The organism is Atlantibacter sp. RC6 (assembly GCF_014193285.1).
Taxonomy (GTDB): domain Bacteria; phylum Pseudomonadota; class Gammaproteobacteria; order Enterobacterales; family Enterobacteriaceae; genus Atlantibacter.
This window is the reverse complement of the sequence record NZ_JACHZE010000004.1, coordinates 236,283-260,180: the sequence shown is the minus strand read 5'-3', so window position 1 is coordinate 260,180 and position 23,898 is coordinate 236,283. Positions and strand designations below refer to the sequence as shown.

Here is a 23,898-nt window from a genome sequence, read left to right as displayed (position 1 = left end):
TGCTAACTCCGCACAACTTTTACGTAGCGTTATGGTCTACTAGCCGCGCTCTCACCAGGAATCTTCCCGTTTTGCTGGTGCATTGTTGGTTATTAGAACTCGACGCCCGGTAACGGGTCAGAGAATTTTGTACCTGTCCCAGGGGCTTTACATGAAATACCTGAATTCGATGTCGCATCAGAAGCTGAGTTTTCTGATCGCGGTCTACATCGGCCTGTTTTTAAACTGCGCGGTTTTTATCCGTCGCTTTGACGGATACGCTCAAAACTTTACCGCCATAAAAGGAATTTCAGCCGTCGTGGAGCTGGTCGGCACGGTATTAGTCACCTTTTTCCTGTTGCGCATCCTGTCGCTGTTGGGACGGCGCGCGTGGAAAGTCCTTACCACGTTGATTGTTTTATTCTCGTCCGGCGCCAGCTACTACATGACCTTCCTGAATGTGGTGATTGGCTACGGGATTATCGCCTCGGTGATGACCACGGATATTGATTTATCCAAAGAGGTGGTCGGCTGGGGCTTCTTCGTCTGGATGGCGCTGGTGAGCGCGGTCCCGCTGTGGCTGATCTGGTTCAACCGCTGCGATGACACGTTATGGAAGCAACTCACCACCCGTGGCGTCCGGCTGCGCAGCGCGGGCGTAGTGATTATGGCAGGCCTGCTGGTGTGGGCGCCGATTCGTCTGCTGGATATGCAACAAAAGAATGTTGAACGCAGCTCAGGTGTCGATATGCCGAGCTACGGCGGCGTAGTGGCGAACTCTTATCTGCCGTCTAACTGGCTGTCGGCGCTGGGGCTGTATGCCTGGGCGCAAGTGGATGAGTCCAATGACAACAAATCGCTGATTAACCCGGCGAAAAAGTACAGCTATCAGGCCCCTGCGGATATTGATGACACTTACATGGTGTTTATCATCGGTGAAACCACTCGCTGGGATCACATGGGCATGCTGGGTTACCAACGCGATACCACGCCGAAACTCGCCAAAGAGAAGAATCTGGTCGCCTTCCGGGGTTACTCCTGCGACACCGCGACCAAGCTCTCGCTGCGCTGTATGTTTGTGCGCGAGGGCGGCGCGGAAGATAACCCGCAGCGTACCCTGAAAGAGCAAAACGTGTTTGCGGTACTGAAGCAGTTAGGCTTTAGCGCCGACGTGCTGGCGATGCAAAGCGAACTGTGGTTCTACAGCAACACCATGGCGGATAACATTGCCTACCGCGAGCAGATTGGCGCGGAGCCGCGCAACCGTGGCAAGCAGGTGGACGACATGCTGCTGGTTAACGAGATGCAGAACTCCCTTGCCGGGCACCCGAACGGCAAACACATGATTATTCTGCATACCAAGGGGTCGCATTATAACTATTTCCAGCGTTATACCCGCGATTACGCGACGTTCCAGCCTGAATGCATGGGCATCGATAAAGATTGCAGCAAACAGCAGTTGATTAACGCATACGACAACACCGTGCTTTACGTCGACAGCTTTATCGATAAAGTGATCGACCAGTTGCGTGATAAGAAAGCGATTGTGTTTTACGCGGCGGATCACGGCGAATCCATCAACGAGAAAGAGCATCTGCACGGTACGCCACGCAACATCGCACCGCCGGAGCAGTTCCGCGTGCCGATGATGGTATGGATGTCGGACAAATATCTGGAGAGCCCGGATCACCAGCGTTCGTTCCAGCACCTCAAGCAGCAAGCGGAGATGAAAGTGCCGCGCCGCCACGTGGAGCTGTACGATACCATCATGGGCTGCCTGGGCTACACCTCGCCGAACGGCGGCATCAATGAGAACAACAACTGGTGTCACGTCCCGGAAGGGAAGTAAGGTTGCTGGCTTTTCAGCCGATCGGATGGCTTTTTTTGATTAAGGGATTGACGGTTGGGGTGCGCGGCAGTAAGATGCGCCCCGCAATTCGGTGATTGGCGCAGCCTGGTAGCGCACTTCGTTCGGGACGAAGGGGTCGGAGGTTCGAATCCTCTATCACCGACCAAATTTTGAAAAACCCAACCGCAAGGTTGGGTTTTTTGCTTTCCGGGGTCAATGAGGATTTGAACCTCCGGGGGCAGGAGGTTCGAGTCGAGCGCAGCGAGACAACGTTGCGCAGCAACGGCCCGCAGGGCGAGCCGCACAGCGGCGAGTCATCCTCTATCACCGACCAAATTTGAAAACCCGCAGTGAAAACTGCGGGTTTTTTGCATCTGAGCTTCCGAGGATTTGAACCTCCGGGGGCAAGTCAAGCGAAGCAATATTCATTCTTTATCACCTTCCTAATGCAATAATCCCAACCATATAGCTAAGTTTTTTTCTCATAATTTACTGATAAATAAAATTTTTATTCCCCCTGTGTAGGCTTGGGTGGTATGAGTTCTGGACGTAGGCTGAAATTTCCGGATGCACCCCGGGCTTTTTATCTTGTTTATACAGTCAGATATTCGCCCTGGTTATCCTTATCTCTTTCTGGATGGTTAAATTAAACAGGTGCCAGATTAATTATGTTTCCTGTCAATGACCTGGTGGATTTACAAACACTTTCTGAATCGGTTGAGCTTGAATTTAAGTTGGCGCAGGGAGCAGAGGGAAAAGGTAAGCTCCCGGAGGATTTTTGGCGTACATACAGTGCAATGGCGAATACCCGTGGAGGTTATGTTGTTTTGGGCGTCAGAGAAAAGAAAGGAATCTTTATCATTGAAGGGATCAGCGATATTGCCACTGTTACTAAGCAGTTGTTTGATATTGTAAATAACAAAAAGAAGGTTAACGTCAACTTATTAACCGAGCATTCGGTTCAGATAATAAGTATTGATAATAAATCGATTATTGTTATTGAGATCCCTGCCGCAAGGCGCGAGCAAAAGCCGGTCTATCTTAACAATCAGCCCATGACGGAGACATATATCCGACGCCATGAAGGGGACTGCCATTGTTCGGAAGAGCAAATCAAAAGAATGTTGGCCGAGCAGGTTGAGGATAGTCGCGATGATAAAATCCTTGTCGGGTTTGACTTCAGTGATATCGATCAGAATAGTTTACGTGCATACCGGAATCTCTTTGCTATTGCTAAGCCTCAGCATCCGTGGCTGGAACTGGAGCTGATCGATTTATTCTGGAATATAGGTGGTTGGCGAAAGAATCGTCAGAGCGGAGAGGAAGGGGTCACTCTTGCCGGTATTTTGATGTTTGGTTCCTGGAACGCCATTCAGGATGCTGTGCCAAATTATTTCGTCGATTATCGTGAACGGGATGATGTGCAACCTGATTCTCGCTGGATCGATCGTATCTATCCTGATGGATCATGGTCAGGCAATGTCTTCGATTTTTATCGTCGGACATATCGAAAACTCATCACCGATCTGAAGGTACCTTTTGAATTACAGGACGGCATTCGTCTGGATGAAACAAAAGTTCATGAGGCTATCCGCGAAGCGCTTGTAAACACACTGGTTCATGCTGATTATACCGGTCGAAGCTCTATTTTAGTGGTCAGGCGCCCGGATCTTTTCGGCTTTCGTAACCCTGGATTGATGCGAATTCCCCCGGACATTGCCGTTAAAGGCGGGGAAAGTGATTGTCGTAATCGTCGAATGCATCAAATGTTTTTAATGATCGGTGCGGGCGAGCGTGCAGGTTCTGGTGTTCCCAAAATTATGAGTGGCTGGAAATGGGCAAACTGGCGCACACCAAAGTTATATGAAAAAACGGAGCCTTCAGAACAAACGCTGCTTGAACTGTCCATGATAAGCCTGGTATCACAAGAAGTGACAGACCGCCTCAATACATTGTTTGGCGAGCGGTTTTATCAGCTTGATGAACTGGAACGAATGATCGTGATTACGACGGCGACAGAAGGTTGGGTGAATCATGAGAGAGTCTGCCAGTTAACGACCCGGCATTCTCGTGATGTAACCCTGGCGTTTCCAAAGTTAGTGGATAAAGGTTTTCTTATCGCCAGTGGCGAAAAACGAGATAAATCATACAGTCTGCCGGGTATGGCGTTGCCCTCTCCAGAAGAGGTGTTTGCTAATGCGTTAAGCTCTGCCTCTGACTTAACGCATAACGCACAAGACTTAACGCATAGCGCCATTAACTTAACGCATAACGCTACCGATAGAAGAGTAGATAGCCATCAGAGAAGGGATGAACATGGGCGGTTTATTAGCCATCTGTTAGATAAGCCTTTCATTGATGATCTTGACGAATTAAGCGAGTAATTCAAAGAGATCCTTGAAGCGTTGACGGCTCCCGCGCGTCAACAACGGCGGTTGGATACTGCTGTGATGGAACAGCTTCTTATTAGATTGTGCGATGGACACTACTTGTCTGTCGCAGTTATGGAAATATTACTGGGGCGCAAGGCGCAGAGTATCCGTCAGAATTACCTGAAGCCTATGGTGGATTCGAAGCAACTGAAACTGGCATTTCCCAACAAACCTAACTCGCCCAGGCAAGGATATACGCTTATTTCGTTTCCTGATTGACAGCACCCGACGCACTCGTCGCCCGATTCCGCCCCTGTTCCTTCGACTGATACAACGCGCGGTCCGCACCCTGGATCAGCGCCGCCACATCCTGTTCTGAACCGCTGCCGATAACCGAATAGCAGCCTGCGCTGATGGTCACGATGGGCTCCTCATTATCGGTCGCCGGATGGGGTATTTTTTTATCGCTCACCCTACGCACCGCCCGCCAGGCCACTTTAAGCGCGTCTTCAACTGCCGTGTTTGGCAGAATAATGGCAAACTCCTCGCCGCCGTAGCGGGCCACCAGATCATCAGTACGCAGCGCCGCCCTTTCCAGTACATTTCCGGCAATACGCAGGCAGGCGTCGCCAGCCACGTGGCCGCAGGCGTCGTTGTAACGTTTAAAATAGTCAATATCGAGCAGGATCAGCGAAACGGGTTTCCCGGTCATTGCTGAATCCGCCAACGCTTGTTGCAGCGCGATATCAAATTTCCGACGGTTGGCCAGGCCGGTAAGGCCATCCACCATGGCCATGGTCTGGAGCGTCTGGTTTATCTTCACCAGGTCGTCTCGCAGGTGTGACATCTCAAGCTGGTCGTCGCTGTTGATCCGTACCTGCCTGAACACCACGCGCCCCATTACCAGCAGCCCGGCAAGCAGTAGCACGTTAATGAGCCAGTCGGTGAGATTCGATTCTATCCAGTGGCGGCGCAGCGCAGAGCGATCGAAGCCGGCGACCACCACCAGCGGATAGTTTTCGATACGGGCAAAGCCGTACACGCGCACAATTCCATCCAGCGCCGACAGCCAGGTGGCGCTTCCCTGGTCTACACGCACCAGTTCCCGTTTAAAGAGCGGGCTGTAAGACAGGTTCCGGTTGATTACCGTTTCAGTAAACGGGCGGACATACAACGCGGTGCCGTCCAGCAGCAGCAACGCCAGCAGGTCCTTGTTGCCCATTTCGAAATAAGCATAAAACTTTTTAAAGTAATCCAGCTTGATGGTCGCCAGGATCACCCCGGCAAAAGCCCCATCCGGATCGTTAATGCGCATGGAAACGGGGATGATCCAGTCGCCGGTAGTGCGGCTGCGGATCACGTGACCAATATGCGTGCCCGTCTGCCGGTTCTGTTTGTGATACATGAAATACTCGCGGTCTGAGTTATTCACATCCGGCTGGGCATAGTTAAACGAGGTGCTTTTCCAGTTACCCTGGGCGTCAAACACGAACAGGCCATGCAGTTGCGGCAGGCGGTCTTTCAGGTCGGAAAGCAGATAGTTATAGCGCGCGTCCGGCGCGTCATTCCCCACGGCGCGCCGGATCTGCTGGAGCGCCAGATCGGTTTGCAAAAAGGTATCTTCGGCCTGCCGGGCCTGGGAAATCGACAGGTTAATCGCCTCGCTTTCCGCCTCTTGTATGGTTCGTTCCCAGGAGAGGTATAACGAAAGAATATTGGCGGCGAGCGTGCCGATCAGCAAACAAGCGATAAAAACCGTCAGGGTCCTGCCAAGAGAAGTATCAAGCGCAAGCGTTCTGCTAATGTTCTGGCGAAAAGACAAATCACAGCTCCCGTTGAAAAAGTCTCCTTCTACAGCTTACCTATACTTAAGCATTTTTGCGGAGTTAAATGATAAAAAGCCCAACGCGAAGGTTGGGCTTTTAGGTTATCACATGTTAATCAATGCATCGGCTCGTCGCCGTTATCAATCGGCGACCAGTCGGTTTTACCATCGGCTTTGCTTTGTTGCAGGGCCATCACGATAAAGATCAGCGTGGCGACGCCATAGCCAAAGGTTACCGTCGGCGAGGCGTTAAACGCCATCTGGTGCCCGTGAATAAAGCCAAAGAACGAGAGAAGGGTAGCGGCTGCGGAATAGATTGCCGCCCAGTTAAAACGCCGGTCGATAATAAATGCCGCGATCGCGCCCAGCATCAGACCCGCCAGCACTGCACCGCCGCCGGTGGTCGCCATGCCATGATACAGCACGCCGTTATTGGCCATACTGGCGGCGATCTCTGCCGGTAGCTGTACGGGATTCGCGCCCGCCGCAGACAGTGCGCCATCTACCTGGGTTTTCGCCCATTCAGCGATGTTCGGCACCAGCGCCAGCACAATCGCCGGAGCATGGCGTTTTGGCGACACCTGGAACGCCTGCGCGCCAATTACCAGCCCGATAAACAGCAGGATCGGCACGATAGCGACCAGCGGAATAATCGACAGCAGCAGGGCGGTTAAGCCGAGGAAGCACACCAGCGCCATGCAGATACCGGTGCCGAGGGAGTAACCGATGCGCCCGCCCATGGCTTTCCAGCCCGGATGGCCGATATACACCGCTGGCGGGAACGGCGAACCCAGCAGTGCGCCGACAATCGCCCCCACGCCGTCTGCAGCCAGTACCGCGCGCAAATTGTAGCTGTCGCCGCCCACGGCCGCGGATTCGACGTTATTGAGAATTTCGGTGAAATTGAAAATACCCAACGGGATGGCGGTGACCAGCAATGGCCATACCAACTCCATCGGCACCGAGAACACATCCCCGGATATCGACGGCAGATGCAACGAGAAACGCTGTGCCGCTTCGCCCACCGCCGCCGGGTTCATAAGGTCGCTAAAGCCCAGCAGGGTCGCGCCCCAGCCCAGCACGCAGCCCACCAGCACCACCGCCAGACCGCCCGGCAGGCCGAACGGCAGACGGACGTTACCGACCCAGTTCAGCAGAATGATGGCGAAACAGACCACGCCGATCCACGCGGTATCAAACATCTGGTACGCCGGACGCATGGCGATAAACGCAATGGCGATGCCGGCCAGCGTGCCCAACATGGCGGCGCGCGGCGTGTATTTACGAATGGTTGGCCCAACAATCACCCCGGCCAGCACAATCACGCCGACGATCATCGCCCAGATGAGCCCGAGCTTCCAGGCCAGCATCCAGTCTTTGTGGATCAACAGCGTCGGCAGCATCACCACGAACACCACGATAAACATATGCGGCACACTGGGGCCATAAGGCAGGGCGGTGACATCGCTGCGCCCTTCGCGCTTCGCCAGTTTCCAGGCGAGCCAGGCGTAAAACAGGTTGCCGAGGGGCAGCGCGATCCCCAGCGCGGGCAGAATACGGCCAAACACCGTCTCCGCGGGGATTTGCGCCACGTACAGCGCCAGTCCGCTCAGGACCAGCACGTTTAACAGCACGTTAGTGAATAACCCGAAAAAGGCGTTGAGATCGCCCGGCACCCAGAGTTTGGGGCGAAAAGCAGAAGACTGAGAACCCATGATGCTCTCCTTATCTGTTATTCGTCCAGGAGCTGGCCGGTGTACGCGCGCCAGCCTCCCAGTTCGGTAATTTCCTTTTGACCTTCAACCAGCCAGGGCTCCGCTAACACCCCCAGCACCTCGCGCCCGTCGTCCAGCGCCACTTTGCCGATGCACAATCCGGCAGGTTCGTTTTGCAGGATTTGACCCAGCCCGGCAGGCGGCACGGCCCACAGCTCCAGCGCGATGCGTGCGCCTTCGCCCGGCGTGCGCAGCATGCCGGGATGGTCGTCATTGATAGTCCAGCAGCGGTAACACGGCGCGGTGTTAGCGTCGCTGACGAATTCGGCGCCGACCGCCAGCATGTTGGGGTTGAGCTTTAACCCCCGCATTAGCGTGCCGTTTACCGCCAGAAGAATGTTGCCGTTCATCATTACTGTTCCTTAAGTGTGTAGAAATGAGTTCCCTGGTGTTGGAAAAATGTCGCTAAATCAATCGGTAATGCGCGTGCCTTTGCGGCCAGCGACGGCATCGCCCATGGCTTCCGGGCTGGTGATAATGCCGGTTTTCCCCGGCGCGTGGCGTAGCCAGGTGACAATCGCTTCGACTTTCGGGGCCATGCTGCCCGCGCCGAATTCACCGGAATCCAGCAGCGCCTGCGCCTGTTCGCAGGTCAGCGTGTCGAGCCAGCGCTGCGCCGGCGTGCCGAAATTGATCGCCACCTGCTCCACCCCGGTTGGAATGAGCAGCATGTCGGCATTCAATTCCTGTGCCAGCAGTGCGGAGGCGCGGTCTTTATCGATTACCGCCTGTGCGGCGCTGAGCGTGCCGTCTTCGTTGCGGTAAACCGGAATGCCGCCGCCGCCGCAGGCGACAACCAGCACGTTGTCCTCCAGCAGGCGACGGATCACCGGGCTTTCGATGATTTGCAGCGGCTTCGGCGAGGCCACCACGCGCCGCCAGCCGCGTCCGGCGTCTTCGGCGATTGTCCAGCCCTGGCTGGCGGCCAGTTTTTCCGCCACGTCGCGATCCATATGCGCGCCGATGGGTTTATCCGGCGCGGTAAACGCCGGATCATGGGGGTCAATCAGCGTCTGGGTGACCAGCGCGCTGACCGGCGTGTCGCCGATGCCGCGCCGTTGCAGTTCGTTGTACAGCGCGTTCTGGAACATAAAGCCAATCGCGCCCTGGGTGTCGCCCACCGCGTACTCCAGCGGCACCACCGGCACGTCGTCCCGGGCGATTTCACTGCGCCGCAGAATGAACCCCACCTGGGGACCGTTGCCGTGAGTCAGCACCACGCGCCAGCCCGCTTCGATCAGCGCCACGACGTGATGAGCGGTCTCTTTGACCGCCTGGTACTGTGCGTCCAGCGAGACGGCGTCGCGGCTGCGGATCAGCGCGTTGCCGCCCACCGCCACAACGGCGATTTTTTTCTGGCTCATGGTTTCCCCTCCAGGGTTTCCGCCAGCGCGGCGAGGGCCTCGATAAAGCACGGCAGCGGCGCGGTGGTGATGCCTGCACCGATCTGGCCCACGCCTGCACGTTTATGGGCAATCCCGGTATTAATGACGGGCAGGATATTGCGGTCGATCACCCGACGCGCGTCGATGCCGCTACCGGAGCCGGCGAAGTTCAGCGCGGGCAGGGTAAAGGCCGGGTTTTGCGTCAGGGTGATTTCCTGCATGGTCATGCTGTGACGGGTGGCGTCCACCGGCGTGCCGCCGACGAATTTAACAATCGCCGGGGAGGCCGCCATGGCGAAGCCGCCAATGCCTGCGGTTTCCGTGATGGCCGAATCACCGAGATCCGCCGCCGCGTCTTCCACGCTAAAGCCCGGGAAAAACAGGCCATCGACCGGGTTGGCCGGGGCCTGGAACCAGCGGTTGCCGGTGCCGGAAAGTTGAATGCCGAAATTAACGCCGTTGCGCGCCATCACCGTCACCATCGAACTGAACGGTACATCGCGGGCGGCATCAAGCATGGCTTTACAGGCCGCCATCGACAGGTTCAGGAAGAAGTGGTCATTAGCGGCAATAAACGCCAGCGCCTCCGGGCCGTTCTCAATCCGCGCCAGCGCCGGGGCCACGCGTTTGAAGAACAGTCCGCTGGCGGCGGCGTTGCGGTTATGGCACTCGTCGCCCATATGCAGCGCCTGGGCGATCATCGGCTTCAGCTCAATGCTGCCGGTGCTTTCCAGCGCTTTGGCGAGCGCCGGGGCTAACACATCGCCCATCCAGCGCAGGCGGGTGAGTACTTCCTCGCCGTTAGCGCCGAAGCGTAAAACTTTGCCCAGCCCTTCGTTGAAGTTACAGAAGGTGCGGTTGCCGTGGGTGCGGTTTTCCACCACCCATACCGGCATCGACGGGCTGATAATCCCCGCCATCGGGCCGACTGCACCGTAGTGATGGCACGGCTCCAGGGCGATATCGCCGCGCGCCGCCATCGCCATCGCCTGGTCGACATCGCTGGCCCAGCCTTCATAAACAATCGCACCGGCGATGGCGCCCTGCACCGGGCCGCACATTGCCTGCCAGGCGATTGGCGGGCCGGCGTGGAGGATGCGTTTCTGCCCGTTGAGCGCCGGGATCGCCGCGCCGGCGGTGCTGATACCCACCAGTTCCGGCTGCGCTTCCAGATAGCGGGCAATGGCCTGTTCGTTAGCGGCGTTGACGCGCGGATCGTTAAGCAGCGTGGCGAGTTGCCAGTTGGCCTGTGCGTCGCCGTCGGCGACCGGTTTCCAGTTCAGGTGCAACACGTCGCCGCCCGCTTCGCGTAAATTATCGGCAAAACTGCTCAGCCCCATGCTGATCACGTTGAGCGGTTTTTGAAAAAGCGTAGTCATAATCTATTTCCGTAATTGAGCGACAAACGCCGCCATCTGTGCGGCCTGTACATTGCTGTCTGCGACCAGCACGCCTGCGTCGGTCAGGGCGGCGATCTGCTGCTGGCGCGACTGCGGGTCGCGTTCGGTGCCGCAAACGTGCGCGATAATCAGCAGATGGCGGCCCTGCTGTTGGGCGTTCTGCTGCGCCTCGCGTAGCAGTGGCAGCAGCCCGGCACAGGGATCGGCGCTGGCACCGTAGCCGAGCACCACGTCAAACAGCAGCACGGCAGTTTCCGGGCTGGCGGCCTCGCGTTTTAAGCGCTCATCGCGCAGGGTCGGGTCGATCATCGGGTGCGGGCGGCCCTGGGTGAATTCATCGTCGCCCATGTCGACAAAACTGTGGCCCTGGCCGCGATGGCTATCGTGTAGCGGCGTTGCGCCACGCACCGGCGAGTTGGATTCACAGGTCAAACCGCTGGCAATCAGCGCCAGTTGGGCTTCGTAACAGAAGGTGCCGCCCGCAAACACGCCGCGAATATCGCGCTGCCCGTCGGCCATTTTCCCGGCCTCGGCGCGCAATTTATCGCTCAGTTCGGCGGGGAGATCTTGCGGCGCGGGCGGCGTCTGGCCGCGCAGTACCGCCACGGAAACCTCGGCGGCGTGTTGCAGGCTATTGGCTGCCGTTACGCCATAGGGGGTGATCTGCTGGCTGTCCGCGCCGAGGAAATGCACCACCACCGGCTTACCGCAGCCTGCGGCGAGACGCAGCACCGTCCCGGCAACCGCAGGTGCGGGGGGCTTAGAGATCAGCGTGATCAGCCGGGTGTCGGGATCGTCGGCTAACAGGCGGATCGCCTGGATCATGCTCAGGCCGCCGATCTCCTCATGCAGATCGCGCCCGCCGGTGCCCAGCGCCTGGGAGACGCCTTCGCCGAGATGGTGAATGGCGCAGCTCACTTCCTGAAGCCCGGTGCCTGAGGCGGCCACCAGGCCGATAGCGCCGGGGCGGATCACGTTGGCGAAGCCGAGAGGTAGGTGGTTAACAATAGCGGTGCCGCAGTCCGGCCCCATCACCAGCAGGCCCTGTTCGGCAGCGTATTCTTTAATGGCGCGCTCTTCGTCTTCCGGCACGTTGTCGCTGAACAGCATCACGTTCAGGCCGTTTTGCAAGGCTTTCATCGCTTCGCCGCCTGCATAGCGGCCCGGTACGGAAATCAGCGCCAGCGTGGCGTCCGGCTGATCTTCCACACCCATGCTGATGCTGGTGGGCTCGCGCTGTTCAAGGCTCTGCTGGCCGTCGCGGCTGTTATCCGGGCGCAACAGCGCATCGGCCATCTCCAGCGCCGCTGCGCCGGTTTCGTCGTCTGCCATCAGGGCGATCAGCAAGTCGTTCGGGCGCGCGTCCATCTCAACGTTCATCCCGGCGTCGCGCATCCGCTCAATGTTGGCGTCGGTCGCCATCGCCACCGATGCCTGGCTGACGCCTTCAAAGGCGTTGAGTCTGGCGGAGACCTGCATCAAAGAAACCGAGTCTTTGTACAGGTTAGGGTAACTCTTGCAATGCAGTTTCATTATCAGTTCCTGAGATAATAGGGGGCCTGCACCGCAGCAAGCGGCGCAGAAAAATGTCCTCTGTGGGGATTAACGCAGGGCGTCGATAACGGCGTCGGCGTCGCTCACCCAGCCAACAATCGCGCCCTGGGCTTTGATCATCTCAAGGGCGGCCCGGTGAAATTCCGGGAAATATGACGCGCAGCAATCCTCGGGGATAAGCACTTCATAGCCCCGGTCATTGGCTTCCCTGGCGGTGGTTTGCACACAGACTTCGGTGGTGACGCCGCAAATAATCAGCGACCTAATGCCCCGGGCCTGAAGAATGAGGTGAAGATCGGTGGCGAAGAATGCCCCTTTGCCGGGCTTATCAATAATCGGCTCGCCAGCCTGTGGGTAGAGTTCAGGAATAATGTCGTGGCCGGGTTCGCCCTGGATTAAAATGCGCCCCATGCTGCCCTGCTGGCCGATAAAGGTTTTGCCGCCGCGCGTCAGTTTGGCTGCCGGGCAGTTACTGAGGTCCGGGCGATGCCCTTCGCGGGTATGGACCACAAAGAGCCCGGCGCGGCGCGCCGCGTCCAGCAGGCGGCGACAGGGATCAATCGCCCGGCGCAGCAGGGAAACGTCATTGCCCAGCGCTTCACCGAAGCCGTGGGGCTCGACGAAATCACGTTGCATATCGATGACGATAAGCGCGGTGGTCGCCGGGTCGAACGAATACGCAAAAGGTTGTGCATCAAGGGTTTTCATACCTGCTCCTTGCTGGTGTATGTTCTTTGGTCAGTGTAGGAAAGCGCCATGGCGCGCGCCCAAAAAGGATTTCTGGCTAACCCTCAAAAAAACTGAGGGCAGCGAGGTTTTAATGCAGGCACAATGGCTCAGGCCTTGCGGCCTCTGGCCTGGCGAAAACATCGCCCATAGACCATTACGGTAAACGTGGAAAAAGCAAAGCGCGAATTTGTGATCGCGATAGAAAAAGGCGGGGAAACGTGAACGGAAAACTGAACGATTTAACGGCTATTGTGATGTGCGACAGCGTACCGCAGCAGTTGAACGGCGGGGCGCTGGTGGTGCACTCGGTGTTTCATCACGCCTGTAATCTCACTACGCCGGACAATCATTTATTGACGCTGTTAACCCAGGACACCCCGCTGGCCCCTGGCGCGGTGCGGATGGCGTGCGCGGATTTGCGCCCGCGGTTTTCGGCTGGCGAGACGCTGAGGCAGCAGGCTGACGGCTCGTTTGCGACTGCGGGCTGCCGTTTAACGCTGGCGGACGTTCCCTGCCTGTCTACCCGCGTGCCGCACGATGCGGTTTTCCCGGAAAACTTACTGGCGCAACTGCGGGTATTTTTGCCCGTCATCGCGCCGGAGTACGGCATCTGGAATATTCTGCACAGCAGCAATGAACGGATGATGCAGGCGGTGCGGCAGTTGGCGGCCTGGCTGGATGATGATGCGCAAACGCCGGGCAACGCGCTAAAAACGCTGATCGGCGCGGGCGCGGGCCTGACGCCGTCCGGGGATGATTTTTTGCTGGGTATGCTGTTTGCGCTGAAAGCGACGCGCCATCGCCGCGTTGACGATCTGGCGGCGGCGATAACCGCCCTGTTGGATCGCACCACCACCATCAGCCGGGCGATGTTGTACTACGGCTGTCGCGGGCAGTTCGGCGAGCAGCTGCTGGCGCTGACCACGCCCACGAACATATCGCTGAATCACCGGTTATTGCGCGTGGCGGAATACGGCCATTCGTCCGGGCACGATATGTTGACCGGCCTGTTCTTTACCCTGCGCGCGCTGTCAGGCCAGCGGTTGTAAAAACTGCTGCTGGATAGCCGGTTTGCGTAACTGTTCCATCCACCAGGAAAAACAGGGGCGCGAATGTTCCGACGACCACGCGAGATAGAGCGGCGTCGGCTGTTTGGCTTCTTCGATGGTCATACAGACTAAGCGCCCGTCATCCAGCCACGGCTGGCAGATGTGATATGGCAGAAAACCGATCCCCAGCCCCGCCAGATGCATGGCGATTTTGCTGTGATAATCCGGGGCGACCAGCGCTTTTTGCCCGCGCAGCAGCCAGGCGACTTTCGGCTCCAGCCGCACCGAGGTGTCGCGGATACAGACCGCCGGCCACGGGCGTAAATCTTCAGCGCGCAATGGACGCTGGTACGCGGCCAGCGGATGATCAGGGCTAATGGCGAACACCCATTCCGCGGTGCCGATATCTTCACAGCGAATTTCGTTTCCGGCTTTTAAATTCGGCGCGCCAATGGCGATATCCGCGCGCTTATCCAGCAGCGCGTCCCAGACGCCGTCATGCACATCAATGGAAATATGAATTTCGGTTTGGGGAAAATGGCGTTCGCTGTCGCGCAATAATTCATAAATCGGCTTCATGCTGATGATGTTATTTAGCGACAGGCTCAGGCGCGTTTCTACGCCTGCGGAAATACGCTGGGTGGAAAAACTTAATTCATCCAGCTCCGCCAGAATCAGTTCACCCTTTTTAATAAAAAAGCGGCCAGCTTCTGTCAGGCGCAGTTGTTTTCCATCGCGCTCAAATAAACGCACGCCCAGACTGCTTTCCAGCTTATGCACGGTATAACTCAGGGCCGTCGGGACCTTATGTAATTCCTCCGCCGCTGCCGCAAAACTTCCGCAGCGCGCTGTGGTAATCACCACCTGGAGAGCCTGGGCCGTAATGTGCATAAACCTTCCTCCTCATAACGCGATAAAGACCTGTCAGGCTATCAGAATTAAATGGCTGAAACTGGAACTTAATTCGTTATTGATAATTAGCAACGTTTTTACCGCGGCATCACCGTTTTGTGACATTTTTCATTGAATTTTATTATGAATGCCGGTGTGGGTTTTTCGCTCTACTTATGGATAGCATCAGGATTTTTTGCTGAAAGGCGCAAACTTTTCGGCATTTAGCGTTCATATCTTCGCCATTGGCTAAGAAATTTCAAATATCGTCCACCAATGAATATAACTGGTAAGCACTGATAACCAGGACGATTATTCTGCCAGGTTGCCGGTAGCATAATTTTCCGTGCTGGAAATAGTGGCGCGAAGTTTTTTTAATCTTTGTCTGCCGTTTCTCACCCCGGTTGTAAATAACGGATACCTGTATTGACGTTTTCACATTCTGTTGACAGATTGTAGGGCGTGAGGGGCACTTTATGGACGATCTGTACTGCAACTCAGACATTCAAATGAAAGGATTCCCCATCCTCACATTGCCCTTCGGGCAGATTCCGTTAAGACCGGTAAAAAACAAAAAAAGGTCTGATGGTAATTACTCAACGTATTTCGGTTTACAGCTACGGTAACGCAGCCACACCCGGAGTTTCTCCCGGTGCGTACGCGTCCCCGCAGAGGCGTAAAACGGACCAGGGCGAGTAAACACAACACAAATCACATTGGAGCAGAATAATGAGTATTTCCTTGAAGAAGTCAGGGATGCTGAAATTTGGTCTTAGCCTGGTGGCGATGACTGTCGCAGCAAGTGTACAAGCGAAAACCCTGGTTTACTGTTCAGAAGGTTCCCCGGAAGGCTTCAACCCGCAGCTTTTCACCTCTGGCACCACCTATGACGCCAGCTCTGTGCCAATCTACAACCGTCTGGTTGAGTTCAAAACCGGCACCACTGAAGTGATCCCGGGTCTGGCTGAGAAATGGGAAATCAGCGAAGACGGTAAAACCTATACCTTCCACCTGCGCCAGGGCGTGAAGTGGCAGGACAGCAAAGAATTCAAACCGACGCGCGAATTTAACGCCGACGACGTAGTGTTCTCTTTCGATCGTCAGAAAAACGAGCAGAACCCGTACCATAAAGTGTCTGGCGGCAGCTATGAATACTTCGAAGGCATGGGCCTCCCGGCGCTGATTTCTGAAGTGAAAAAAGTCGACGACAAAACCGTTCAGTTCGTGCTGACCCGTCCGGAAGCGCCGTTCCTGGCGGACCTGGCGATGGACTTCGCGTCGATCCTCTCTAAAGAGTACGCTGACAACATGCTGAAAGCCGGTACGCCGGAGAAAGTGGACCTGAACCCAATCGGCACCGGTCCGTTCCAGCTGCAGCAGTACCAGAAAGACTCCCGTATTCTGTACAAAGCGTTTGAAGGTTACTGGGGCACCAAACCGCAGATCGACCGCCTGGTATTCTCCATTACCCCGGACGCGTCTGTGCGTTACGCCAAACTGCAGAAAAACGAATGCCAGGTGATGCCGTACCCGAATCCGGCAGACATCGCGCGCATGAAGCAGGACAAAAACATCAACCTGATGGAGCAGGCCGGTCTGAACGTGGGCTACCTCTCTTTCAACACCGAGAAGAAACCGTTTGACGACGTGAAAGTGCGTCAGGCGCTGACTTACGCGGTGAACAAAGAAGCGATCATCAAAGCGGTTTATCAGGGCGCAGGCGTTGCGGCTAAAAACCTGATCCCGCCGACCATGTGGGGCTATAACGACGACGTTAAGGACTACACCTACGACGTTGAGAAAGCCAAAGCGCTGCTGAAAGAAGCTGGTCAGGAAGGCTTTACCGTTGAGCTGTGGGCGATGCCGGTACAGCGTCCTTACAACCCGAACGCGCGCCGTATGGCGGAGATGATCCAGGCTGACTGGGCGAAAATCGGCGTTCAGGCCAAGATCGTGACCTACGAGTGGGGCGAGTATCTCAAGCGCGCCAAAGCGGGCGAGCATCAGGCGGTGATGATGGGCTGGACCGGCGATAACGGGGATCCGGATAACTTCTTCGCTACCCTGTTTAGCTGCGACGCGGCGAAAGACGGCTCCAACTACTCTCGCTGGTGCTACAAGCCGTTTGAAGATCTGATCCAACCGGCGCGTGCTGCGGAAGACCACAACAAGCGTATCGAGCTGTACAAACAGGCTCAGGTAGTGATGCACGACCAGGCTCCGGCGCTGATCATCGCTCACTCCACCGTTTACGAGCCTGTGCGTAAAGAAGTTAAAGGCTATGTGGTTGATCCGTTAGGCAAACACCACTTCGAAAACGTCTCTGTCGAATAATAAAAGTTAGCCAGTGCTTTTATTCCCTCTCTCCGCAGGGAGAGAGGGTGAAAGATTTGTGAGCAATACAATCCTGACGCGGCAACGCGCCGGGAGATTACTGAGAATTCGGGATATGCTGCAGTTCATCCTTCGACGCCTGGGGTTGGTTATTCCTACCTTCATAGGCATCACCCTACTCACCTTCGCATTCGTCCATATGATCCCAGGCGACCCGGTCATGATTATGGCTGGCGAACGCGGGCTCTCCCCGGAACGTCACGCTGAAATGCTGGCAGCGCTCGGTCTTGATAAGCCGCTGTGGCAACAGTACGTCAACTATATCTGGGGTGTGATGCACGGTGATTTAGGCATTTCGTTAAAAAGCCGTCTCCCGGTTTGGGAAGAATTCGTGCCTCGTTTCCAGGCCACCCTGGAACTGGGGGTATGCGCCATGATTTTCGCCGTTGCGGTGGGTATTCCGGTTGGGGTACTGGCGGCGGTAAAACGTGGCTCTGTTTTCGATCACACCGCCGTTGGCCTGGCGCTGACCGGCTACTCCATGCCGATTTTCTGGTGGGGCATGATGCTGATTATGCTGGTCTCGGTGCAGCTCAACCTGACGCCGGTTTCCGGGCGGGTGAGCGACATGGTGTTCCTCGACGACTCCAATCCGCTGACCGGCTTTATGCTGATCGACACCGCGATTTGGGGCGAAGAGGGCAACTTTATTGATGCGCTGGCCCATATGATTTTACCGGCCATCGTGCTTGGCACCATTCCGCTGGCGGTGATTGTGCGTATGACGCGCTCCTCAATGCTGGAAGTGCTGGGTGAAGATTACATCCGTACCGCGCGCGCCAAAGGCCTGACCCGTATGCGCGTCATCATCGTCCACGCCCTGCGTAACGCGATGCTGCCGGTGGTCACGGTGATCGGTTTGCAGGTCGGCACGCTGTTGGCGGGCGCGATCCTGACCGAAACCATCTTCTCCTGGCCGGGCCTGGGGCGCTGGCTGATTGATGCTTTGCAACGCCGTGATTATCCGGTGGTGCAGGGCGGCGTATTGCTGGTGGCGACCATGATTATCCTGGTCAACCTGCTGGTCGATTTGCTGTACGGCGTGGTGAACCCGCGTATTCGTCATAAGAAGTAAGGGGCCGTCATGTCACATGTTTCTGAGAATAAAGTGGTCGCTGCGCCGGTGCCGATGACGCCGATGCAGGAGTTCTGGCACTACTTCAAACGCAACAAAGGCGCGGTCGTCGGGCTGGCGTACGTGGCGGTGATGATTTTTATCGCCGTGTTCGCCAACTTTATCGCGCCCTATAACCCGGCGGACCAGTTCCGCGACGCGCTGCTGGCGCCGCCTGCCTGGCAGGATGGCGGTAGCCTGGCGCATATCCTGGGCACCGACGATGTGGGCCGCGATGTACTGTCGCGCCTGATGTACGGCGCGCGCCTGTCGCTGCTGGTGGGCTGCCTGGTGGTGGTGCTGTCGCTGGTGATGGGCATCGTGCTCGGCCTGGTGGCGGGTTACTTCGGCGGTATCGTTGATAACGTCATCATGCGCGTAGTCGATATCATGCTGGCGCTGCCCAGCCTGCTGTTGGCGCTGGTGCTGGTGGCGATTTTCGGCCCGTCCATTGGTAACGCCGCGCTGGCGCTCACCTTCGTGGCGCTGCCGCACTACGTGCGCTTAACCCGCGCGGCGGTGCTGGTGGAGGTGAACCGCGATTACGTGACCGCCTCCCGCGTGGCGGGCGCTGGCGCGATGCGCCAGATGTTCATCAACATTTTCCCTAACTGCCTTGCGCCGCTGATTGTTCAGGCATCGCTGGGCTTCTCTAACGCCATTCTCGATATGGCCGCCCTTGGCTTCCTCGGCATGGGTGCGCAACCGCCAACACCGGAGTGGGGCACCATGCTCTCCGACGTGTTGCAGTTCGCACAAAGTGCCTGGTGGGTAGTGACCTTCCCGGGTCTGGCTATCCTGCTGACGGTGCTGGCATTTAACCTGATGGGTGACGGCCTGCGTGATGCGCTCGATCCCAAACTCAAGCAGTAAAGAGGCACGAGATGGCGTTATTGAATGTAGATAAATTATCGGTGCACTTCGGCGACGAAGGCACTCCGTTCCGTGCCGTTGACCGTGTCAGTTACAGCGTGGAGCAAGGCCAGGTGGTGGGCATCGTCGGCGAATCCGGTTCCGGTAAGTCGGTGAGTTCGCTGGCGATTATGGGGCTGATTGATTATCCGGGCCGCGTGATGGCGGACAATCTGGCGTTCAACGGGTCGGACCTGAAACGCATTTCAGAAAAAGAGCGCCGTAATCTGGTGGGCTCTGAAGTGGCGATGATTTTCCAGGACCCGATGACCAGCCTGAACCCCTGCTACACCGTGGGTTTCCAGATTATGGAAGCCATCAAGGTGCATCAGGGCGGCAACAAGAAAACCCGCCGCCAGCGGGCGATTGATTTGCTAAACCAGGTGGGCATTCCCGATCCGGCGTCACGTCTGGATGTTTATCCGCACCAGTTGTCCGGCGGGATGAGCCAGCGTGTAATGATCGCCATGGCGATTGCCTGTCGGCCAAAACTGCTGATCGCCGATGAACCGACAACGGCGCTGGATGTGACCATCCAGGCGCAGATCATCGAGCTGCTGCTGGAGCTTCAGCAAAAAGAGAACATGGCGCTGATCCTCATCACCCATGACCTGGCGCTGGTAGCGGAAGCGGCCCACAAAATCATCGTGATGTACGCGGGGCAGGTGGTGGAAGCGGGTGACTCGCGGGATATTTTCCGCGCGCCGCGCCATCCGTACACTCAGGCGCTGCTGCGCGCGCTGCCGGAGTTTGCTCAGGATAAAGCGCGTCTGGCGTCGCTGCCGGGCGTGGTTCCGGGTAAATACGACCGCCCGAACGGCTGCCTGCTGAATCCGCGCTGCCCCTACGCCACCGACAAATGCCGCAGCGTAGAACCCGATTTGAATACCGTAGACAACGGTCGTCAGTCGAAATGCCATTACCCACTCGATGACGCCGGGAGGCCAAACTATGAGTACGCCTGAGGCCACCACGCAACCGCTGTTGCAGGCTATAGATTTAAAGAAACACTACCCGGTTAAAAAGGGGCTGTTCGCCCAGGAGCGGCTGGTAAAAGCGCTGGACGGCGTGTCGTTCAGCCTGGAGCGCGGCAAAACCCTGGCGGTGGTGGGCGAATCTGGCTGTGGTAAATCCACCCTGGGCCGTCTGCTGACTATGATTGAAACGCCCACCGGCGGCGAGCTGTATTATCAGGGCCAGGATCTGCTTAAGCACGATCCGCAGGCGCAAAAGCTGCGTCGCCAGAAAATCCAGATCGTGTTCCAGAACCCGTACGGATCGCTCAATCCACGTAAAAAAGTGGGCCAGATCCTCGAAGAGCCGCTGCTGATCAACACCGATCTCAGCAAAGACGCACGCCGTGAGAAAGCGCTGGCGATGATGGCCAAAGTGGGCCTGAAAACCGAGCATTATGACCGCTATCCGCATATGTTCTCCGGCGGCCAGCGTCAGCGTATCGCTATCGCCCGCGGCCTGATGCTGGATCCGGACGTGGTGATTGCTGACGAACCGGTCTCCGCACTGGACGTGTCGGTGCGCGCTCAGGTGCTGAACCTGATGATGGACTTGCAGCAGGATTTGGGGCTGTCCTATGTGTTTATTTCCCACGATTTGTCGGTAGTGGAACACATCGCCGATGAAGTCATGGTGATGTATTTAGGCCGCTGCGTGGAAAAAGGCACCAAGGATCAGATCTTCAACAATCCGCGTCATCCGTATACTCAGGCGCTGCTCTCCGCGACGCCGCGCCTGAACCCGGACGACCGCCGCGAGCGCATCAAACTCACTGGTGAGCTGCCGAGCCCGCTCAACCCGCCGCCGGGTTGCGCGTTCAACGCCCGCTGCCGCCGCCGCTTCGGCCCCTGCACCCAGTTGCAGCCGCAGTTGAAGTCTTATGGCGGGCAGTTAGTCGCCTGCTTCGCGGTGGACCAGGATGAGAACGGGGAAATCCGTTAAGTCCATCAGCCGGGATGATATCCCGGCTTTTTTTCGTCCACTCTTCAGTTCCCGCCTGTTGTGATACATTTTTGTCTCTTCCGAAGCGCTAACTTTACTGATCCGCGAAGCGACAAAAGGAGCTTACCGTGAGTACACACTCTTCCACGCCGCTGGGTTTTAGCTGGGATGCCAGCGTTCTTCCTGCTGTCACGCCAGGCACCACGCGCCGGGCGTTAGCGATCTATCAGCAACAGCTGGCGTCTTTTGTCTGGGATGCGGCGAAGCTGGAAAATAACCCGTTCACCTTTGTCGAAGTGCAAACGCTGCTGGATGGCGTCACCGTCGGCGGGCACAAACTTTCCGATGCAGAGCAGGTCACTAACCTGGCCGACAGCAGCAAAAAGCTGGTGGAACTGGTGAAGAACGGGCGCTTTGACCTGGATAAGCCCACGTTCATTCTGTTGCATACCATCGTGGCGCGTAACGAAGCGCTGGAATGGGGCGTGTTTCGCAAAGAAGGGGAGGAGACCAGCTACTCCCCGTATGTCGCGCTGGGAGAACAGGGGGAGCATCACCCTTTGCCCACGGTGGCGGGCGCGGCGGAGCTTAACCGGGTTTATGCTGAGGGCGTCGCCTTCATTAAAACGCTACCGCCTTTTGAGGGCGCGCTGGTGATGTTCCTGTTCGGCGCACTGCAACAGTTCTTTTTTGACGGTAATAAGCGCACCAGTCGCCATATGATGAATGGCTGGTTAATGAAGCATGGTTTTGATCCTATCAGCGTACCGGCTGCCCGGGCGCAGGAGTTCAATGACCGGATGGTGAATTTCTATGTTGGGAAAGACGCGACAGCGATGCTGGTGTTTTTAAATAGCTGCCGACGGAGTTGAACCTGTTAAATTGTCGGCATTTAAGCTCATTTATGAGCTTTTTATTTTATTTATCCCCTTAATGTATTTTTTATGAGCTATTTTATGTTTTTTGGTTTATGTTTGAGCTATTGACTTTAATAAATGAATACAAGGCTCATTTATGAACGAAAACACCCTTGCTTCTGTCACCTGGAAACTACAAGCGCTGAGCGAAGAGCTGGATAAGGTTCGTCAAAGCCTGTTAAACCATGACGTTGCTACGGCATCGGGTGACGCGCAGGCAGTCGACGCGCCCGCCGAGCTTGGCGTGTTGTTAAATGAACGCCGCAAACAGTTGGGCATCGATCTGGCGATGCTGGAACTGCAAACGGGCGTCTCGGTTTCTACCCTTAAACGGCTGTTTAAAGATCCTGAGCAGGTCAAATTCGGCACCGTGCTTGCGGTCGCCCGGGCGCTGGGAGTGAAACTATGTACCGCCGTGTGACCGTGCTGCTGTATGGCGAACCGGTTGGCGAGCTGATGCAGGATGCGACGGGGTTTCGCTTTACCTATCGCGATAACTATCAGGGGCCGCCGCTGTCGCTGAGCATGCCGGTCAATCAGCGCACCTTTCACTGCGCCACGCTACACCCCTTTTTTGTTTCACTGGCCCCGGAAGGCTGGCTCAGGAATCGCTATAGCCAGCTTCAACAGCGGGATGAAAAAGATCTGCTGGGGATGCTGATCGATAACGGTAAGAACCTGATTGGCGCCGTACAAATCAGGGCCGAGGAGGCGTAATGGCGAACTGTCGAATCTCTCTGAAGCCGCTGTATCCCCGCGATGAGGCGACGGGTTACTCTGCGCGCGGTTTAAAACACCTTACCGGTAATGGACGGGCCGATCCGCAGCTTCCTTTCTCCCGCAGTGAGTTTATCGCTGAACTGCCAAAAGCGCAGGCGGGGATGAGTATTTCCGGCTATCAGCCGAAATTACAGGTAGTGCATCACAACGGCGCGTTTAATGTGGTGGATCACCAGGGTGATTATATTCTCAAGCCCTCGCCAGCGGAGTTTCCTTTTCTGGCGGAAAACGAACATGCCACCATGACATTAATGTCGCGACTGGGGTTTACCGTACCGCCGCACGGGCTGGTACGTTTTGCTAACACTCAGTCAGACGCACAGGAGGAATACGCGTTTATCGTGCGCCGCTTCGACCGGGACGCCCAAGGAAAGGCATTGCATCAGGAGCAACTGGATGCCGCGATGAACGTCGGCGAAAAGTACGGCAAAATTCGTGAAGACGGCAAACAATACGTCAGTTATCAACAGCTGGCTGAGTTCCTGCTTGCGCATGTTAACGACAACCTGGCATTTAAAATCGACCTGTTCCGGCGTATTGCTTACGCTTATCTGCTCGGCAATAACGATATGCATCTGCGCAATTTCGGGCTGAGCCTGCCGATTGCAGGCGACCCTGAACTGGCGCCGATTTATGATTTTGTCAGTGTTGCGCCTTATCCGGCCGCGTTTAACAGCGGGTTTTTAGCATTGCCGCTTCTGCGCTGCGAAGAGGGGGAACAGGATCTGGCGCCGGGTATGAAAACGCAGTACGCCGAATATCTCGGCATAGATTTTTTACTGCTGGGTGAGGCGATGGGGCTGGCGCGTGCTGTGGTGTTACGCCTGTTTGACCAAATGCAAAAAGAGGCCATAACGGTTGAGAATGTTTATCGCGCGTCGTTTATGCCTGAAAGCGATGTGGAATCAGTATTGCAATGCTACCGGCACCGGCTCCATCGGATGATGAATGTGGATGAGCCGGAGCTATAAAAACTCTTTGCTTAACAGTGTCAGCGACCGTTGCCCTGTTACCAGG

19 protein-coding genes, 1 tRNA gene, 1 other RNA gene and 1 pseudogene are annotated in these 23,898 nt (G+C 56.5%); 14 read left to right on the top strand and 8 right to left on the bottom strand.

What is annotated here, in order from left to right; translation table 11 throughout:
- Positions 1-151: 151 nt before the first annotated feature.
- The 4 genes and pseudogenes from eptB (at position 152) to FHW74_RS11620 (ending at position 4,479) form a co-directional block, all read left to right on the top strand.
- Positions 152-1,828: a kdo(2)-lipid A phosphoethanolamine 7''-transferase gene (eptB, locus tag FHW74_RS11635; protein ID WP_183170584.1), complete on the top strand. Its 1,677-nt coding sequence runs from the start codon at positions 152-154 to the stop codon at positions 1,826-1,828.
- 89 nt (positions 1,829-1,917) lie between these two features.
- Positions 1,918-1,994 (top strand) — tRNA-Pro (locus tag FHW74_RS11630).
- 35 nt (positions 1,995-2,029) lie between these two features.
- Positions 2,030-2,162: non-coding RNA, RtT sRNA (locus FHW74_RS11625), on the top strand.
- Between the two features lie 334 nt (positions 2,163-2,496).
- Positions 2,497-4,479 (top strand): annotated as a pseudogene (locus tag FHW74_RS11620) (helix-turn-helix domain-containing protein).
- On the opposite strand, the gene FHW74_RS11615 reads toward FHW74_RS11620, so the two are convergent.
- The 7 genes from FHW74_RS11615 to FHW74_RS11585 form a co-directional block, all read right to left on the bottom strand.
- Complete coding sequence (locus FHW74_RS11615) at positions 4,460-6,022, bottom strand: sensor domain-containing diguanylate cyclase (RefSeq protein ID WP_183170583.1); 1,563 nt, start codon at positions 6,020-6,022, stop codon at positions 4,460-4,462. The pseudogene FHW74_RS11620 and the gene FHW74_RS11615 overlap by 20 nt on opposite strands.
- Positions 6,023-6,141: 119 nt before the next feature.
- Positions 6,142-7,740 carry a regulator gene (locus FHW74_RS11610; RefSeq protein WP_183170582.1) on the bottom strand — a complete coding sequence of 533 codons (1,599 nt, stop codon included), beginning with the start codon at positions 7,738-7,740 and terminating at the stop codon, positions 6,142-6,144.
- Positions 7,741-7,757: 17 nt separating this feature from the next.
- Positions 7,758-8,153, bottom strand: a complete 396-nt coding sequence (locus FHW74_RS11605; protein WP_125292734.1) for a glutamyl-tRNA amidotransferase — start codon at positions 8,151-8,153, stop codon at positions 7,758-7,760.
- 57 nt (positions 8,154-8,210) lie between these two features.
- Entirely contained in the window at positions 8,211-9,164 is a 954-nt protein-coding gene (locus tag FHW74_RS11600; RefSeq protein ID WP_183170581.1) for a carbamate kinase, read from the bottom strand.
- A complete protein-coding gene (locus FHW74_RS11595; RefSeq protein ID WP_183170580.1) occupies positions 9,161-10,564 on the bottom strand; it encodes a DUF1116 domain-containing protein in 1,404 nt (467 codons plus the stop codon). Before FHW74_RS11595 ends, FHW74_RS11600 begins: the two co-directional genes overlap by 4 nt.
- A gap of 3 nt (positions 10,565-10,567) precedes the next feature.
- The gene (gene fdrA / locus FHW74_RS11590; protein WP_183170579.1) at positions 10,568-12,118 is read right to left on the bottom strand and encodes an acyl-CoA synthetase FdrA; all 1,551 of its coding nucleotides are present in this window, start codon (positions 12,116-12,118) and stop codon (positions 10,568-10,570) included.
- A 69-nt stretch (positions 12,119-12,187) separates the two neighbouring features.
- Positions 12,188-12,847 carry a cysteine hydrolase family protein gene (locus FHW74_RS11585; RefSeq protein ID WP_183170578.1) on the bottom strand — a complete coding sequence of 220 codons (660 nt, stop codon included), beginning with the start codon at positions 12,845-12,847 and terminating at the stop codon, positions 12,188-12,190.
- A 239-nt stretch (positions 12,848-13,086) separates the two neighbouring features.
- Between FHW74_RS11585 and FHW74_RS23015 the strand changes: the two genes are divergently transcribed.
- On the top strand, positions 13,087-13,917 hold the full coding sequence (locus FHW74_RS23015) for a DUF2877 domain-containing protein (RefSeq protein ID WP_183170577.1): 831 nt from the start codon (positions 13,087-13,089) through the stop codon (positions 13,915-13,917).
- Here the strand turns inward: FHW74_RS23015 and FHW74_RS11575 are convergent.
- Entirely contained in the window at positions 13,900-14,808 is a 909-nt protein-coding gene (locus FHW74_RS11575) for a LysR substrate-binding domain-containing protein (protein WP_151602795.1), read from the bottom strand. The two genes, FHW74_RS23015 and FHW74_RS11575, sit on opposite strands and share 18 nt — an antisense overlap.
- A 729-nt stretch (positions 14,809-15,537) precedes the next feature.
- On the opposite strand from FHW74_RS11575, the gene dppA reads away from it, so the two are divergent.
- The 9 genes from dppA (at position 15,538) to FHW74_RS11530 (ending at position 23,852) form a co-directional block, all read left to right on the top strand.
- Positions 15,538-17,142 carry a dipeptide ABC transporter periplasmic-binding protein DppA gene (gene dppA / locus FHW74_RS11570; protein WP_125292720.1) on the top strand — a complete coding sequence of 535 codons (1,605 nt, stop codon included), beginning with the start codon at positions 15,538-15,540 and terminating at the stop codon, positions 17,140-17,142.
- A gap of 115 nt (positions 17,143-17,257) precedes the next feature.
- The gene (gene dppB / locus FHW74_RS11565) at positions 17,258-18,277 is read left to right on the top strand and encodes a dipeptide ABC transporter permease DppB (RefSeq protein ID WP_183170576.1); all 1,020 of its coding nucleotides are present in this window, start codon (positions 17,258-17,260) and stop codon (positions 18,275-18,277) included.
- Positions 18,278-18,286: 9 nt separating this feature from the next.
- Complete coding sequence (dppC, locus tag FHW74_RS11560; protein WP_183170575.1) at positions 18,287-19,189, top strand: dipeptide ABC transporter permease DppC; 903 nt, start codon at positions 18,287-18,289, stop codon at positions 19,187-19,189.
- An 11-nt stretch (positions 19,190-19,200) separates the two neighbouring features.
- Positions 19,201-20,193, top strand: coding sequence for a dipeptide ABC transporter ATP-binding protein (gene dppD, locus FHW74_RS11555; RefSeq protein ID WP_183170574.1), 993 nt, complete (start codon positions 19,201-19,203; stop codon positions 20,191-20,193).
- On the top strand, positions 20,180-21,184 hold the full coding sequence (dppF, locus tag FHW74_RS11550; protein ID WP_183170573.1) for a dipeptide ABC transporter ATP-binding subunit DppF: 1,005 nt from the start codon (positions 20,180-20,182) through the stop codon (positions 21,182-21,184). The genes dppD and dppF overlap by 14 nt, the downstream gene beginning before the upstream one ends.
- A gap of 128 nt (positions 21,185-21,312) precedes the next feature.
- Positions 21,313-22,056: a cell filamentation protein Fic gene (locus FHW74_RS11545; protein WP_312972054.1), complete on the top strand. Its 744-nt coding sequence runs from the start codon at positions 21,313-21,315 to the stop codon at positions 22,054-22,056.
- A 142-nt stretch (positions 22,057-22,198) separates the two neighbouring features.
- On the top strand, positions 22,199-22,522 hold the full coding sequence (locus FHW74_RS11540; RefSeq protein ID WP_183170572.1) for a helix-turn-helix transcriptional regulator: 324 nt from the start codon (positions 22,199-22,201) through the stop codon (positions 22,520-22,522).
- Complete coding sequence (locus FHW74_RS11535; protein WP_183170571.1) at positions 22,507-22,818, top strand: HipA N-terminal domain-containing protein; 312 nt, start codon at positions 22,507-22,509, stop codon at positions 22,816-22,818. The genes FHW74_RS11540 and FHW74_RS11535 overlap by 16 nt, the downstream gene beginning before the upstream one ends.
- A complete protein-coding gene (locus tag FHW74_RS11530) occupies positions 22,818-23,852 on the top strand; it encodes a type II toxin-antitoxin system HipA family toxin (RefSeq protein ID WP_183170570.1) in 1,035 nt (344 codons plus the stop codon). Before FHW74_RS11535 ends, FHW74_RS11530 begins: the two co-directional genes overlap by 1 nt.
- Positions 23,853-23,898 lie beyond the last annotated feature (46 nt).

Coding starts and splice junctions, on each gene's coding strand:
- FHW74_RS11530 (WP_183170570.1), top strand. CDS start 22,818: ATGGCGAACTGTCGAATCTCTCTGAAGCCGCTGTATCCCCGCGATGAG.
- FHW74_RS11585 (WP_183170578.1), bottom strand. CDS start 12,847: ATGAAAACCCTTGATGCACAACCTTTTGCGTATTCGTTCGACCCGGCG.
- FHW74_RS11535 (WP_183170571.1), top strand. CDS start 22,507: ATGTACCGCCGTGTGACCGTGCTGCTGTATGGCGAACCGGTTGGCGAG.
- FHW74_RS11600 (WP_183170581.1), bottom strand. CDS start 9,164: ATGAGCCAGAAAAAAATCGCCGTTGTGGCGGTGGGCGGCAACGCGCTG.
- FHW74_RS11595 (WP_183170580.1), bottom strand. CDS start 10,564: ATGACTACGCTTTTTCAAAAACCGCTCAACGTGATCAGCATGGGGCTG.
- FHW74_RS11610 (WP_183170582.1), bottom strand. CDS start 7,740: ATGGGTTCTCAGTCTTCTGCTTTTCGCCCCAAACTCTGGGTGCCGGGC.
- FHW74_RS11540 (WP_183170572.1), top strand. CDS start 22,199: ATGAACGAAAACACCCTTGCTTCTGTCACCTGGAAACTACAAGCGCTG.
- FHW74_RS11605 (WP_125292734.1), bottom strand. CDS start 8,153: ATGATGAACGGCAACATTCTTCTGGCGGTAAACGGCACGCTAATGCGG.
- dppF (WP_183170573.1), top strand. CDS start 20,180: ATGAGTACGCCTGAGGCCACCACGCAACCGCTGTTGCAGGCTATAGAT.
- dppB (WP_183170576.1), top strand. CDS start 17,258: ATGCTGCAGTTCATCCTTCGACGCCTGGGGTTGGTTATTCCTACCTTC.
- FHW74_RS11575 (WP_151602795.1), bottom strand. CDS start 14,808: ATGCACATTACGGCCCAGGCTCTCCAGGTGGTGATTACCACAGCGCGC.
- dppA (WP_125292720.1), top strand. CDS start 15,538: ATGAGTATTTCCTTGAAGAAGTCAGGGATGCTGAAATTTGGTCTTAGC.
- fdrA (WP_183170579.1), bottom strand. CDS start 12,118: ATGAAACTGCATTGCAAGAGTTACCCTAACCTGTACAAAGACTCGGTT.
- dppC (WP_183170575.1), top strand. CDS start 18,287: ATGTCACATGTTTCTGAGAATAAAGTGGTCGCTGCGCCGGTGCCGATG.
- eptB (WP_183170584.1), top strand. CDS start 152: ATGAAATACCTGAATTCGATGTCGCATCAGAAGCTGAGTTTTCTGATC.
- dppD (WP_183170574.1), top strand. CDS start 19,201: ATGGCGTTATTGAATGTAGATAAATTATCGGTGCACTTCGGCGACGAA.